This window comes from Ephemeroptericola cinctiostellae (assembly GCF_003339525.1).
Taxonomy (GTDB): Bacteria; Pseudomonadota; Gammaproteobacteria; order Burkholderiales; family Burkholderiaceae; genus Hydromonas; species Hydromonas cinctiostellae.
This window is the reverse complement of the sequence record NZ_CP031124.1, coordinates 1,304,377-1,318,047: the sequence shown is the minus strand read 5'-3', so window position 1 is coordinate 1,318,047 and position 13,671 is coordinate 1,304,377. Positions and strand designations below refer to the sequence as shown.

Here is a 13,671-nt window from a genome sequence, read left to right as displayed (position 1 = left end):
CGTTTGAATCAAAAGCTTAAATTGTTTGATGAGTCATCGCCACTGACACACTTGTACGGCAAGCTCGTATCTTGGGAGACGCCATGTCAATGCAGATGAAAATGCAGTTGGGGCTCCAGCATAATTATTTTCCCCCCTTGTTCCATCGAAGTGTAAATTATATTGCAATAAATTATACTTTTCAATATAATATTTAAAAACATATTAACTTTTATCTAACCTAAATCCACATGACACCTCAAGTTCAATCCTTTTTCGATCCAGCCACTTGGACCATCAGCCACATCATTCATCATGGAATGGGCTCAGCCTGCGCCATCGTTGACTCTGTACTTGATTATGACCCAAAATCAGGTCGGACTCGCTTTGACAGCGCGGACAGATTGATTCAATTCATCCAAGAGCATGATTTAAAAACCGAATGGATTTTGGAAACACATGCACATGCCGATCATTTATCCGCATCGGCTTATTTGAAAAAAACCGTCGGCGGTCGCATCGCCATGGGTGAACACATCCGCATGGTGCAGCGTGCCTTTAAAAGCATTTTCAATCTAAAAGATGAATTTAAAACCGATGGCTCTCAATTTGACGTTTTGTTCAAGGACAATGAGCAGTTTCAAATCGGTGACCTGACCGCACGCGTGATGTTTGTCCCTGGCCACACGCCAGGTTGTGCGAGCTATATTGTAGGTGATGCGGTATTTGTTGGCGACACCATCTTCATGCCCGATGTCGGTACAGCGCGTTGTGATTTTCCTGGCGGCGATGCGCTGCAATTGCATCAGTCCATACAGCGTCTACTCGCCATGCCCGATGAAACGAAGCTGTATTTGTGTCACGACTACCCACCCAACAATGGGCGTGAACCTGTTGTACAGACGACCGTGGCCGCGGAACGTGCAGGAAATATTCATGTTCACGATGGCATCAGCGCAACCGAATTTGTCGAAATGCGCACCGCACGCGATGCCAACTTGGCCATGCCCAATTTAATTTTACCCGCGATTCAGGTGAATATCCGTGCGGGCGAATGGCCGAAAGCCGAAGACAACGGCACACATTACCTCAAGATCCCATTGAATGTATTGTGATGATTTAGTTATTGATTGATTAAGCCATTATAAAAAATGGCATTGCGGTTTTAGTTTTTAGGCGCGCAGAACTGCTGATATAAAACTTCTATAAGTGCGAGAGCCGCTGTGCTGGCGACCGTATAAAAAATTTGACGCCCTTCTCTGCGCGTATTGACCAATCCTTCTTCACGCAATACGCCCAATTGCTGCGAGAGCGTCGGCTGCGCGATGCCCGTTTGAGCCTCGAGTTCAGACACGCAACGTTCACCCTCAACCAGCTGACAAAGCAACAACAGGCGATCAGGATTGGACAATGCTTTAAGCAAGGTCGTGGCCTGAGCAGCAGATGCTCGCAAAGCGTTGAGGTCAAAATCAGGTGTTAAATTAGGCGCATTATGCATGGCGATCACATTAAAAAATAAGCGGTATAAAAGGCAGTGGGCGTGTATGAATTGTATTGATTTATACCATACCATTCAATACAATACAAAAAAGCATATTATATTTAAAGAACATAAAAGGGGTTTGTTTTACTTTTCAAAGCACTTAACAAACGCCTCATCCGTGTATTTTCAGCATTTCATACAACAACTGATCCACACCCAATCAAGTGGCGATCATACCGAGTAAAATATGTTATTGGCTGGTAAAGCCGTATTTTAACAAAATTTTAACAAAACTTTGACCACGTAAAGGATCGATCATGTCATTACCCGTCACCCAACACAACGACGACTTCGCCACAGCCCCTCAAATTCAAGTTGATCACGTGCCCAGCATTGCCCAAAACGGTTTCAAAACCATCATTAATCATCGCCCCGATGGTGAAGCGGGTTTGGCTCAACCGTTGAACATGGATCTGGCCAAAGCAGCGGAAGCCGCTGGCGTGCATTACCATTATTTGCCCGTCATTCGCGGCCAATACACGCAGGAGCAGATTGAACACATGGCACATTTGCTCGAACACTCTCCCAAACCCATTTTTAGCTTTTGCGGTTCAGGCATGCGCGCATCCGAACTGTATGCTTTGGCCGTTGAGTACGTAAGCAAAACATAAATCAGCTGCATTTGGCATCACGAAACATAAAAATCCACCCCTTCCCACAAAAACATGGTGCTTTTATGGGAAGGGGTTATATTCAGCAAAAAAATTCCCGATGACCGCACACAAGCCGTCAACCGCTTGGCAAGCCCATGCAATTTAAGGTACATTCACGCATCAAGATCAAAATCAATTTAACCCCATCAAGCATCAATCAAGCGCCTGTACATCATGACCACCCAATACCTGAGCATCACTGAACTCAACCAACGCGTCAGCGCTTTGCTCGAACGACAAATTCCACTGCTCTGGGTACAAGGTGAAATATCCAACCTCACCCGTGCCGCCAGCGGCCACTGGTATTTTTCGCTCAAAGATGACCGCGCACAGGTCCGCGCCGTCATGTTCCGTCACAAAAATGCACTGCTCAGTTGGCAACCCCGTGAGGGCGACGCCGTCCAAGCGCAAGTGCTCACAGGGCTATACGCCGCCCGTGGCGACTTCCAGCTCACCGTCGAAACCATGCGCCCCGCAGGACTCGGCACACTGTATGAACGCTTCATCAAGCTCAAAGATGAACTTGCACGCAAAGGTTGGTTTGATGTCGAGTACAAGCAAGACATGCCCAACTTCGTCCGCCGCATCGGCATCATCACCTCACCACAGGCCGCGGCCTTGCGCGACGTCGTACACACACTCGCCCGCCGTTCACCCCACATTGAGGTGTTTTTATACCCAACCCCCGTTCAAGGTGATGCTGCCCCCATGCAAATTGCCGCAGCGATCCAAAAAGCCAATCAAAATAAAAGCCTAGATGCGCTCCTCATCGTCCGCGGCGGCGGCAGCCTCGAAGACCTCTGGGCATTCAACGAAACCATCGTCGCACAAGCCATTCACGAATCGCACCTACCCACCATCAGCGGCGTCGGTCACGAAACCGACACCACCATCGCTGACTTTGTCGCCGACATCCGCGCCGCCACCCCCACCGCCGCCGCTGAGCTGATCAGCAGCCCCTCACAAAGCGACCACCTCAGCAACATCAGCCACAGCTTCGAGCAACTTCAACGCGACCTCATGCGCCAGCTTGCCCAGCAAGCCCAGCGCCTCGATCGCCTCACCCTACAATTACTCACTCCAACGCAACGCATCGCTCAACAAAAACAACTCATCCAAAATCACCTCACTCGCCTACAGCATGCCCTCAACATTCGCCGAGCCCAGCAACAACACCGCCTAGAGCGCAGCACGCAAAACCTCAACAACCACCGCCCCAACCTCAGCACACCACGAAACAAGCTCAATCGCCTCACCGAACACCTGCAACGCGGCATCACCCACAATCTACAGCAGCACAGCCAGAACCTCAGCCGTCACACCAGCAGCCTCACCCAACTCAACCCCGACAATGTCCTTGCCCGTGGTTTCGCCTACGTCCAAACACAGGATGGCCACATCATCAACGATGCGGCATGTTTACAGGCAGGCGATGGCATCGATATTCAATTCCACAAAGGGCATGCGGTGGCAACTGTGGGGCATGTGGGGGAGTAACTGAAAACAAACATGTCCAAACATGGTTTCTCAATTCTCATCATTTTCTCAATTTTCATCATCACATTCATGCCCGCTCCAAGGCACATTCAGACCTCACTCAACAGGCCAATTCGTTGCATCGTCAGGCTCTGCGGCAAAGCATAGAACAATGACCCACAGCTTATTTCATCACTGCACTGCCATTCTTTTACTCAGCCCAACGCCGAAGCTGAGCGACCCACTGCTGCTTGATGGGCCCGAATTGTAGGTGTGTTGTAAGACAAAACAGTTATCATTTAAAAAATGATTTTTAACCGTGCAAAGGCTGTCATGACACATTTACCTCAAATCAAAGTTCCCGCCACTTACATGCGCGGAGGCACCAGCAAAGGTGTATTTTTCCGCTTGAATGATTTGCCCGAGGCGGCTCAAGTCGCGGGTGCGGCGCGTGATGCGCTGCTCATGCGCGTGATCGGCTCACCTGATCCATACGCAAAACAAATTGATGGCATGGGCGGTGCAACATCGAGCACCAGCAAAACAGTGATTGTGTCCAAAAGCACACGGCCAGATCACGATGTGGATTATTTGTTTGGACAGGTGTCGATTGAAAATGCATTCATGGATTGGAGCGGCAACTGCGGCAATCTATCGTCGGCTGTGGGGCCTTTCGCGATCAGCGGCGGACTGGTTGATGCGAGTCGCATCCCGCACAATGGTGTCGCCATCGTGCGCATTTGGCAAGCCAATATTGGCAAAACGATCATCGCTCATGTGCCCATTACCCATGGTGAAGTCCAAGAAACAGGTGATTTTGAATTGGACGGTGTGACGTTTCCAGCGGCTGAAATTGCCCTGGAATTCATGGCACCTGCTGCCGATGAAGATGGCGCGGGCGGTTCAATGTTTCCCACGGGTCATTTGATCGATGAATTGGATGTGCCCCATGTGGGGGTGCTCAAAGCAACGATGATTAATGCGGGCATCCCAACGATTTTTGTTGAAGCCAGCGCACTTGGTTACACGGGCACAGAGCTGCAAGATGCAATCAATGCGGATGCCAAAGCTTTGGCGATGTTTGAAAGCATTCGCGCGCATGGTGCGGTGCGCATGGGTTTAATTGCCCACATCGATGAAGCCGCCAAGCGTGCGCACACGCCGAAAGTGGCTTTCGTCGCTCCTGCAAAAGACTATGTGTCGTCAAGTGGTAAAGCAGTGACCACGGCAGACATTGATCTGCTCGTGCGCGCATTGTCGATGGGTAAATTGCATCATGCGATGATGGGCACGGCCGCCGTAGCGATTGGCACTGCGGCAGCGATTCCTGGCACACTGGTCAATCTCGCAGCGGGCGGTGGTGAGCGCACCGTGGTGCGCTTTGGTCACCCATCGGGCACATTGCGCGTCGGCGCAGAAGCGGCTTTGGTCAATGGTGAATGGTCAGTGACAAAAGCCATCATGAGTCGCAGTGCGCGCGTGTTGATGGCAGGCTGGGTGCACGTTCCACAATGAGCCGTTGATGTGTATGGCCATTCAAAAAAAAGCCCATGCTTTGCGGCAGATGAAGCATTTGAAATTTGAAATGTGACCACTTCACTTCATTGGTGTTGCAGTGCCCCACGCTGAAACGTGTGGGTGCAGAAAATAAGCACAATCAATGACACTTCCATTTTGCAAAACAAAATAAAAAACCAAAAATAAATAAAATTAAATAGCAGTTAATGTTTTATTTCATGTGACATGAAAAACACAATGCGTGGCTGATGCCACGCATTTTTTATGTCATTCACTGACACAGTGGTGTTTTTAACGCAAAAATTGAATTTTATTAATAATTTACAACCTAATAATTACTCTAAATTCAGTACTCTCTTATAAATATCCACATTGAATCCACATGATTTACAGTTATTTTCACTGGGTTGCAACTTTTTAAAACAAAGAATGCAACATCAAAAGCAGCTGACCAAAACACAGGATGGCGTCAGCAATGCATGAAACTGGAATAGAACTTAAAAAAGGAATGATACATATGACAATGCAATCAGGAAATAATTTTTACGGCGGTTCAGGTCATGACAACATCACAGCCAATGCGGCCAACAACATCATTTTGGGCGGACAAGGCAATGACACCATTTATGCCCTCGCGGGCAATGATGAAGTCAATGGCAACGATGGCAATGACATCATCTATGGCAGCTCAGGTGCCGATTCACTCAAAGGAGATGCAGGGCATGACATTTTGTATGGCGGTGATGGCAACGATGTACTGGAAGGTGGCTTAGGTCAAGACACTTTATATGGCAATTCGGGCAATGACACACTGCGGGGCGGTGATGGCAATGACCTCATTGACAGCGGCGAAGGTACAGACCTTCTTTCGGGCGGGGCTGGTGATGACACGTTGATTGGTGGCAGCGGCAACAACAGTTTCAATGGCGCTGAGGGCGATGACAGCATGTTGGGTGCGAGCGGCAACGACAGTTTCGATGGGGGTGCTGGCAATGATCACATCAATTCTGGCGCAGGCAATGACCATATTCTCGGCGGCCTTGGCAACGACACCATCCTTGCAGGCGATGGCGATGATGTCGCTCATGGCGGTTATGGCAACGACAGCATGGTGGGTGGTACAGGCAATGATTCATTAAAAGGCGACGATGGTCACGACATGCTCATGGGCAATGACGGCAACGATTCTCTTGAAGCGGGACTGGGCAACGACACCATCTACGGTGGCACAGGCAATGACACCATGCGCGGCAGCACAGGCGACGACCTTGAGTACGGCGGCACAGGTGACGACACGCTGTGTGGTGGTGCGGGCAACGACACATTGTATGGAGAGGCGGGGAACAATTTTTTCAATGCCTTTGATGGCGATGACAGCATGGTCGGTGCGGATGGCAATGACACTTTTGAATCGGGCACAGGCAATGACTTTGTGTTTGCAGGCAGTGGCAACGACTCCATCGTTGGTCTGACAGGCAATGACACGATGGATGGCGGTACGGGTCAAGACACCTACAGTTTTTATGGTGACTTCGGTCAAGACACCGTATTACTTAACAGCACTTCAAACGTTGATGTGGCCACATTCACTTCCAGCGCTGATCACCTGTGGTTGTCACACGTCGGTGACGATTTGGTGCTGAGCAACATCGGAACAAGCAACCAAGTGACTTTTTCCAATTGGTTTAGTTTAGGTGAACAGCATGTGATCATCACCGACACCAATGGCAGCACACTGAGCTTCAATGCCGTTGACCAATTGGTCACAGCGATGGCTGGTTTTACGACTCCCTCAGCAGGCATGACCAGTTTACCCAGCAGCTATTCATCGTTGGACTCAATCATCACCAGCAGCTGGGTGGCATCGAGCAATTGATGGCTCACCCATGCATCGCTCACCCTTGAATGCCATTTCAAACATTCAAGTTTAAAAAAGCACACAAAAGTACACCCTTGACTTTTCTGTGACTTGAATTGTAAATTTTGTCAGGGCAGTCTGACAAAATTTACAATCCATCATCCCATCATCAAACATAAGGTCAGGGTCAATTTTAGAATGGCGCTGCCTGTACAACCAGTTCAGAACATGTGGGCTGATTCCACATGCCCAAGTTGACTCAAATCAGCCTGTGGCGTATGGGATCCATCGCATCTTTGGGCATGATGTCCATGTTCCTTTAAACCTAATCAATAGACAACGGCCCAGCCCCATTTATCGGGTCAAACTCACACGTTCTAAAGTATTCACCACTTGCCAGCGGTTGATCCCTTGCTCGCGCAACCACATCTCCACTTTATCCAAGCTCGCCCACTCACGCCCGCTGTTGCGCGCGTTGTGCACGCGCGTGGCCACGCCATCAACAAAGAGCGCCACGGCCCACACATGGGGGTGTTTATCTGGATCGCCAAATCCGCCGCCCTGTTGCTCGCGGACAATTCTGAACACAACAGCCGTGTCTTGAATGCGCCACTGTTGGAATAAAGCTGCAATTTCTGTGGATTTGATGCTCAAATTGAGGTCATATCCGAAAACATCATGCATCATGGTGTTGACTTCCTGTGAATTTTAAACTACATTATGAATCATGGTGTTTGGTTATTATAATCGAAAAATAGCCCCACCCCATTTGTTTTAATCACCATCATTTACTTTTTAAAGGAATTAAACATGCAACCGACACTTTTTCGCAGCATCGATTTAAGCACCTCAGACAATGCGTGGACGGCATTATTTCAAGCCTTTTGGCCGGCCTACCGCTCGTGGTTTGTCGACAAAAAAGGAACACAGATCAACCACAAAGAATTGGCATTGGCGGAGCAACAGCTTGAGCATCACATGCCCGAACTCATGCCCATCTACCGCAAACTGGTTCGATTGACAGGAAACGATCCTGTCGCTGCACAATTTTTGACCTTGTACCGTCCACCGGCGTATTTGATCAATTGCTCACAAGCCGTGTTGCAAACCGAAGAACCGATGCTGATCCGCAACTATGACTTGAGCCCTGAGCTGTCAGAAAACACCGTCACGCACAGCAACTGGCTTGGGCGCAAAGTCATTGCCACCAACGAATGTTTATGGGGTGCTGACGATGGAATGAATGATACGGGTTTGGCACTTTCCCTGACTTTTGGTGGCAGTCAGCAAGTGGGTGATGGCTTTGGCATCCCATTGATCATGCGTTACATCCTTCAAACATGCACGACTGTTCCACAAACGATTGCCGTGCTCAAACGCATTCCATCACACATGGCATATAACGTGACCGCCATCGATGCGGCGGGTGATTTCGCAACCATCATGGTTGGGATTGAGGGCAACATTCATGTGACCCGTGAACGCACCATCACCAACCATCAACAGCAAGTGGTGTGGTCTCAACAGGCACAATTTTCAAAGACGATTGAACGCAAACAATTCTTGGATGAATTTCTACAACAACCGACATGCACACCAGAAACCATGACTGCGGCATTTTTACAAGCGCCCTTGCGCAGCACACAATACGACAAAAGCTTTGGTACCGTTTACACTGCGGTTTATCAACCACAATCGGGTCGCATGCGTTATGTTTGGCCAGATCGGGAATGGTCACACAGCTTCGATGATTTCAAAGACGGCGACATCTCCGTTCAACTGCTGCCCGCACTTTTGAGTACACAAACTTCAGAAAACACCTATGCCGACACCCATGCAGATCATGTGACAGGGGTGATGCGTGACATATTGGAAAACATGTTGCAGCACATCACCCCAGCTTTATTACCCAACCCGCAAGCCTCCATCCAACTAAGCGAAGCTTTACAAGTACAAAACTATGAATGGATTCAATTTGCCAATGATTTTGCACGCATTTGGACAAAAGCAGATGGGCAACAAAATCCAGTAAATGACCTTCCCAGACAACCAGCGCAGCAGATCGATGTTGAATCGGTCAAAGCCTCCAAAGCATTTCACTCAAAGCCCAAACGGATTGCCCTTGTATTTCATTGATGTCATTGATGCATTAATGGGGTGTTGATCATGCACAAAAGCCAAGCAGATTGCTTGGCTTTTGTGTGATACGCCTGAATGACAGTCGTTATTACAATGTTTACAACGGTTAAAGCAATTACAGCGATTGTTTGAGTTGCTCCAGAATGCCAGGGTTTTCCAAAGTTGAAATGTCAGATGTGATTTCTTCACCTTTGGCCAAAGAACGCAACAAGCGGCGCATGATTTTACCCGAGCGTGTTTTTGGCAAATTGTCACCAAAGCGAATTTCTTTCGGACGCGCAATCGGCCCCACTTCTTTACGCACCCAATCACGGATTTCATTGGCGATTTGTTTCGCCTCTTCGCCCACAGGTGTTTCACGCTTCAAGACGATGAACACACAAATCGCTTCGCCCGTCACGCTATCGGGTTTACCCACCACTGCGGCTTCAGCCACCAATGGATGGGACACACATGCCGACTCAATTTCCATGGTGCCGAGGCGGTGACCCGAAACATTGAGAACGTCATCGATACGGCCCATGATTTGGAAATACGATGTGTCCACGTGGCGCACCGCACCATCACCTGCGAGGTAATATTTACCGCCCAACTCTTCGGGGAAATAGCCAGATTTGTAACGCTCTGGATTATTCCAAACGGTACGAATCATAGAAGGCCAAGGACGCTTGATGACCAACAACCCACCCTGACCATTTTCAACATCATGTCCCGCTTCATCGACAATCGCCGCTTGAATCCCAGGCAAAGGCAATGTGCATGAGCCAGGGGTCAAAGCAATCGCTGCAGGCATTGGGGCAATCATGTTGCCACCCGTTTCAGTTTGCCAGAAAGTATCCAAAATCGGGCAACGCGAGCCACCCACATTTTTGTAATACCACATCCATGCCTCTGGATTGATCGGCTCACCCACTGAACCCAAGATGCGCAAGGTAGACAAGTTATAATTTTTTGGATGAACTTTATCATCCATTTCAGAAGCTTTGATCAACGAACGAATGGCCGTCGGCGCTGTGTGGAAAATCGTACAACCGTGATCGTCGATCATCTTCCAAAAACGACCTGAATCAGGATAAGTCGGAATGCCTTCAAACACGATCTGTGTTGCACCGGCAGACAAAGGTCCATAGGTGATGTAAGTGTGACCCGTGATCCAGCCAATGTCGGCCGTGCACCAAAACACATCATTTGGACGCAGATCGAATGTCCACTTCATGGTTTGCGTCGCCCACATCAAGTAGCCGCCCGTAGAATGCTGCACACCTTTTGGAGAACCTGTAGAACCCGATGTGTACAACACAAACAACGGATGCTCGGCTTCAACCCATGTCGGTTCGCATTTGGCCAATTGCTTCTCGACCAAAGGCTCCAGCCACACGTCACGACCTTCTTGCATCTTGTCATAGCCACCCGTGCGGCGATTGACCAAAACATGCTCAACTGCTTCGCAGCCGCCCATTGTCAACGCTTCATCAACAGTTGATTTCAAAGGTAAATTTTTACCACCACGTGTTTGCTCATCAGCCGTGATCACCAATTTTGCACCAATGTCAACGATGCGATCATTCAAGGCTTTTGATGAGAAACCACCAAACACCACGCTGTGAATCACACCCAAGCGTGCACAAGCTTGCATCATGCAAATGCCTTCAATACTCATCGGCATGTAAATGATCGCACGATCACCTTTCACCATGCCCAAGCTTTTCAGCGCATTGGCTGTTTTTGAAACGCGACGCAACAAATCGTTATAGGTCAAAATCGTCACCACACCCGCATCGGACTCAAAGCGAATCGCCACTTTATTGCCATTGCCTGCTTTCACATGACGATCCAAGCAGTTGTAAGACGCGTTCAACTTACCATCTGCAAACCATTTGTAAAAAGGGGCTTCAGACTCATCCAAAGTTTGCGTAAAGGGCTGATACCAATCTAAATTTTCGCGCGCCAAACGCGCCCAAAAGCCTTCATAATCGCGATTTGCTTCAGCACACAGCTCTTCATATGCATCATGGTTGGGAACCGCCGCTGTTGAGCACCAGTTGGCAAAAGGAGGAAATAAACGGTTTTCCTGCAACACCGATTGAATATTGGAAGAGGGTTCGTGCATGACATGTCTCCTTGTCGTTATGGTTTATTAATACGTCACATCGTATCGAGTAGGTCTTACGATAGTCTGACAAACAACAGCAGCATGAAAACGAGGCGAATATCCACTTTTTCAAGTGGATCGATTAAACAGGGAGAGCAGGGAGAAACGAGACTTAAAAGCAGTTGACTCGCAGCAGACTCACGACACATTGATTTTTATTTATCAACATCTGGCAGGAAAAGCCCCTAATCCGCAGCAAAAGGCCCATTTTCTATATTTCCCGATCAATCACCACTACGATTGATTCGCTTGCGTGGATGCCCATCCTTTTAATCCCCACGGTCTGCTATGTTCAAGAAAAAATCAAATGCTTCACTGTGCTAAAATTTGAAGTTATTCAATCAATATAAACACCTAAGAAAAAGACATTCACATGCACACCTTACAACCCATCATTGATTTCATCATCGAAATAGACAAACTTAAAGACGTCACACGAAAAACAAAAAACCTCAGCCTTGATCGTTATGAAAACTCCGCTGAACACAGCTGGCAAATCGCCCTGCTCGCCACCACACTCGCACCCTACGCCGCGGAGCCCATCGACCTCAACCGCGTCATTCTCATGTTGCTCGTGCACGACATCGGTGAAATCGACACGGGCGATACCATCGTTTACGCCGATGCCAACTGGGATGCGCTCAAAGCCGAGGAATTCACCGCCGTTCAACGTATTTTTGGTATTTTACCCGAGGCACAATGCGCCGTTTTTTTAGCCCTGTGGCAAGAGTTTGAGCTCAATGCCACCGCCGAATCTCGCTTCGCCAATGCCGCTGACCGCGCCATGCCCGCCCTGCTCAACCTTGCCAATCACGGTCAAAGTTGGCGCGAAAACGGCATCAGTCATAAACGAGTCGTTCAACGATTGAAAGCCCCCATCAAAGACGGTTGCCCCGCACTGTGGGATCACATGGAAAAACAACTGAACGAAGCGCAGAACAATGGCTGGTTCGGCGCATGATGCCATCAAAAACACCGATGGATTCACTCAACGGTGTTTTCATCACGCAAGATGACTGTATTTTCAACGCAAATTCAAACGCGGACTCAAACGTACAGCGGTTGTGTAATCCTCGCGCGCACCCACAAAATCACGCATCTCAAATTTCACTCGACCCCGGTTAAAATAAGACATGCCGTCGTTCGGGCGCAAGGCTATTGCCTTTGAAAAATCTTCCAAAGCCCCCGTAAAATCATGCTTCAAGTGTTTTGCATTGGCACGGTTATTGTAAGCACCCGCATCCAATGGTTTCATGGTCAACACCTTGGTGAAATCTTCAATCGCCCCATCATATTCTTTCAATTCCACCCGTGCATTGCCACGGTTAAAATAAGCTGAACTGGCATTCGGATTTAAACCAATAGCCATCGTGTAGTCCTCAACAGCGCCTTTAAAGTCATTTAACTTGGCCTTTGCGTTGGCGCGGTTATTCAACGCCTCCATATTGTTTGGCTGCAACTTCAACACCATCGTGTAGTCCTCAAGCATGCCCCGATAATCCTGTATATCCAAGCGCATTCGTCCACGTCGAAAATACGCATCAGCATAGTTTGGAACCAGTGCAATTGCCTGTGAAAAATCTGCAATTGCGCCATTAAAATTATTTTCTTTCGCCTTCGCATTCCCTTGTGCAAACGCGTTCATCGCCTGCACCACATTCGCTGGAGGATTCGCAGCCACGACGGCATTTGCCACAAGAAAACCCACGGGTTCTGCTCCCCTTGTCTCAACTGATTGAGCCGACACCTGAGCAGTCCACAACGCTGCCACACAAAAAACTGCACTAACATACGCGTTCATTCACACCTCCAAACCTAAAAATCACGATCAATGCCCAGACACCATCCATCACGCCATTTACCAACGGAACACTGTTTTCCAAGTCAAATCGCATCTCAAAACAATTTCACAACAACATAAGCCATGCTTTAAAACATTCAAGTCGATCACATAACGCACATCCGAGATGAACTACTGTCCACCACGTTTCACCTCGCGCAACATGAAGCCATACAAGCCCTCCACTTTCTCTCGTGCCCACGGGGTCTTGCGCAGGAGTTTCAAACTGGATTTAATGCTCGGCTCATGGGTAAAGCACTTGAGTTGAATGCGCACATTCAATCCATCCCAACCATAATAAGCAACCAATTCTGTCAATATAAATTCAAGTGTGAGCCCATGCAAAGGATTGTGTGGCTGAGTTGGTGCGGTCATGGGCAGTTCCAATTTAATGTGGGAGTGGTGATGAGTATGGGTGAATAAGCATGCATTCCAAAGGCACAACCAGCAAGTCAATAGACGTCGGGTGGCTCATGCTGCGGATGCACTTCATGTTCCCATTTTACCCTTGCT

Annotated in this window: 12 protein-coding genes; 7 read left to right on the top strand and 5 right to left on the bottom strand. The window is 48.6% G+C overall.

Annotated elements, in window-relative coordinates:
* Positions 1 to 230: 230 nt before the first annotated feature.
* Positions 231 to 1,094 (top strand): MBL fold metallo-hydrolase, encoded by an 864-nt coding sequence (locus DTO96_RS06040; protein WP_114562671.1) that lies wholly within the window; start codon positions 231 to 233, stop codon positions 1,092 to 1,094.
* 50 nt (positions 1,095 to 1,144) lie between these two features.
* On the opposite strand, the gene DTO96_RS06035 is transcribed toward DTO96_RS06040, so the two are convergent.
* Positions 1,145 to 1,477: an ArsR/SmtB family transcription factor gene (locus DTO96_RS06035; protein WP_114562670.1), complete on the bottom strand. Its 333-nt coding sequence runs from the start codon at positions 1,475 to 1,477 to the stop codon at positions 1,145 to 1,147.
* A 302-nt stretch (positions 1,478 to 1,779) separates the two neighbouring features.
* Here DTO96_RS06035 and DTO96_RS06025 point away from each other — a divergent pair, with 302 nt between their 5' ends.
* The 4 genes from DTO96_RS06025 to DTO96_RS06010 all read left to right on the top strand — a co-directional run bounded on the left by DTO96_RS06025 (position 1,780) and on the right by DTO96_RS06010 (position 7,045).
* Positions 1,780 to 2,133 carry a protein tyrosine phosphatase family protein gene (locus tag DTO96_RS06025; RefSeq protein WP_114562668.1) on the top strand — a complete coding sequence of 118 codons (354 nt, stop codon included), beginning with the start codon at positions 1,780 to 1,782 and terminating at the stop codon, positions 2,131 to 2,133.
* Positions 2,134 to 2,349: 216 nt separating this feature from the next.
* The gene (xseA, locus tag DTO96_RS06020; RefSeq protein ID WP_114562667.1) at positions 2,350 to 3,672 is read left to right on the top strand and encodes an exodeoxyribonuclease VII large subunit; all 1,323 of its coding nucleotides are present in this window, start codon (positions 2,350 to 2,352) and stop codon (positions 3,670 to 3,672) included.
* Positions 3,673 to 3,984: 312 nt separating this feature from the next.
* Positions 3,985 to 5,166: a 2-methylaconitate cis-trans isomerase PrpF gene (gene prpF / locus DTO96_RS06015; RefSeq protein WP_114563946.1), complete on the top strand. Its 1,182-nt coding sequence runs from the start codon at positions 3,985 to 3,987 to the stop codon at positions 5,164 to 5,166.
* Positions 5,167 to 5,686: 520 nt separating this feature from the next.
* Positions 5,687 to 7,045 (top strand): calcium-binding protein, encoded by a 1,359-nt coding sequence (locus DTO96_RS06010; RefSeq protein WP_192879024.1) that lies wholly within the window; start codon positions 5,687 to 5,689, stop codon positions 7,043 to 7,045.
* A gap of 336 nt (positions 7,046 to 7,381) precedes the next feature.
* Here the strand turns inward: DTO96_RS06010 and DTO96_RS06005 are convergent, their stop codons facing one another.
* Entirely contained in the window at positions 7,382 to 7,714 is a 333-nt protein-coding gene (locus DTO96_RS06005) for a hypothetical protein (RefSeq protein ID WP_114562665.1), read from the bottom strand.
* Between the two features lie 123 nt (positions 7,715 to 7,837).
* On the opposite strand from DTO96_RS06005, the gene DTO96_RS06000 reads away from it, so the two are divergent.
* A complete protein-coding gene (locus DTO96_RS06000) occupies positions 7,838 to 9,163 on the top strand; it encodes a C45 family autoproteolytic acyltransferase/hydrolase (protein WP_114562664.1) in 1,326 nt (441 codons plus the stop codon).
* A 118-nt stretch (positions 9,164 to 9,281) separates the two neighbouring features.
* Here the strand turns inward: DTO96_RS06000 and acs are convergent, their stop codons facing one another.
* Positions 9,282 to 11,276, bottom strand: coding sequence for an acetate--CoA ligase (gene acs, locus DTO96_RS05995; protein WP_114562663.1), 1,995 nt, complete (start codon positions 11,274 to 11,276; stop codon positions 9,282 to 9,284).
* Positions 11,277 to 11,691: 415 nt separating this feature from the next.
* Here acs and DTO96_RS05990 point away from each other — a divergent pair, with 415 nt between their 5' ends.
* Positions 11,692 to 12,279, top strand: coding sequence for an HD domain-containing protein (locus tag DTO96_RS05990; protein ID WP_114562662.1), 588 nt, complete (start codon positions 11,692 to 11,694; stop codon positions 12,277 to 12,279).
* 63 nt (positions 12,280 to 12,342) lie between these two features.
* Here DTO96_RS05990 and DTO96_RS05985 read toward each other — a convergent pair whose 3' ends face one another.
* Both DTO96_RS05985 and DTO96_RS05980 read right to left on the bottom strand, forming a co-directional pair.
* A complete protein-coding gene (locus DTO96_RS05985) occupies positions 12,343 to 13,119 on the bottom strand; it encodes a tetratricopeptide repeat protein (RefSeq protein ID WP_114562661.1) in 777 nt (258 codons plus the stop codon).
* Positions 13,120 to 13,290: 171 nt separating this feature from the next.
* Positions 13,291 to 13,533 carry a VF530 family protein gene (locus tag DTO96_RS05980; RefSeq protein ID WP_114562660.1) on the bottom strand — a complete coding sequence of 81 codons (243 nt, stop codon included), beginning with the start codon at positions 13,531 to 13,533 and terminating at the stop codon, positions 13,291 to 13,293.
* Between the last annotated feature and the right edge of the window lie 138 nt (positions 13,534 to 13,671).

Excerpts from the sequence above, each read along its gene's own strand:
- xseA (WP_114562667.1), top strand. The coding sequence starts at position 2,350 with ATGACCACCCAATACCTGAGCATCACTGAACTCAACCAACGCGTCAGC.
- DTO96_RS06035 (WP_114562670.1), bottom strand. The coding sequence starts at position 1,477 with ATGCATAATGCGCCTAATTTAACACCTGATTTTGACCTCAACGCTTTG.
- acs (WP_114562663.1), bottom strand. The coding sequence starts at position 11,276 with ATGCACGAACCCTCTTCCAATATTCAATCGGTGTTGCAGGAAAACCGT.
- DTO96_RS06000 (WP_114562664.1), top strand. The coding sequence starts at position 7,838 with ATGCAACCGACACTTTTTCGCAGCATCGATTTAAGCACCTCAGACAAT.
- DTO96_RS06010 (WP_192879024.1), top strand. The coding sequence starts at position 5,687 with ATGACAATGCAATCAGGAAATAATTTTTACGGCGGTTCAGGTCATGAC.
- DTO96_RS05980 (WP_114562660.1), bottom strand. The coding sequence starts at position 13,533 with ATGACCGCACCAACTCAGCCACACAATCCTTTGCATGGGCTCACACTT.
- DTO96_RS06005 (WP_114562665.1), bottom strand. The coding sequence starts at position 7,714 with ATGATGCATGATGTTTTCGGATATGACCTCAATTTGAGCATCAAATCC.
- prpF (WP_114563946.1), top strand. The coding sequence starts at position 3,985 with ATGACACATTTACCTCAAATCAAAGTTCCCGCCACTTACATGCGCGGA.
- DTO96_RS05985 (WP_114562661.1), bottom strand. The coding sequence starts at position 13,119 with ATGAACGCGTATGTTAGTGCAGTTTTTTGTGTGGCAGCGTTGTGGACT.
- DTO96_RS05990 (WP_114562662.1), top strand. The coding sequence starts at position 11,692 with ATGCACACCTTACAACCCATCATTGATTTCATCATCGAAATAGACAAA.
- DTO96_RS06040 (WP_114562671.1), top strand. The coding sequence starts at position 231 with ATGACACCTCAAGTTCAATCCTTTTTCGATCCAGCCACTTGGACCATC.
- DTO96_RS06025 (WP_114562668.1), top strand. The coding sequence starts at position 1,780 with ATGTCATTACCCGTCACCCAACACAACGACGACTTCGCCACAGCCCCT.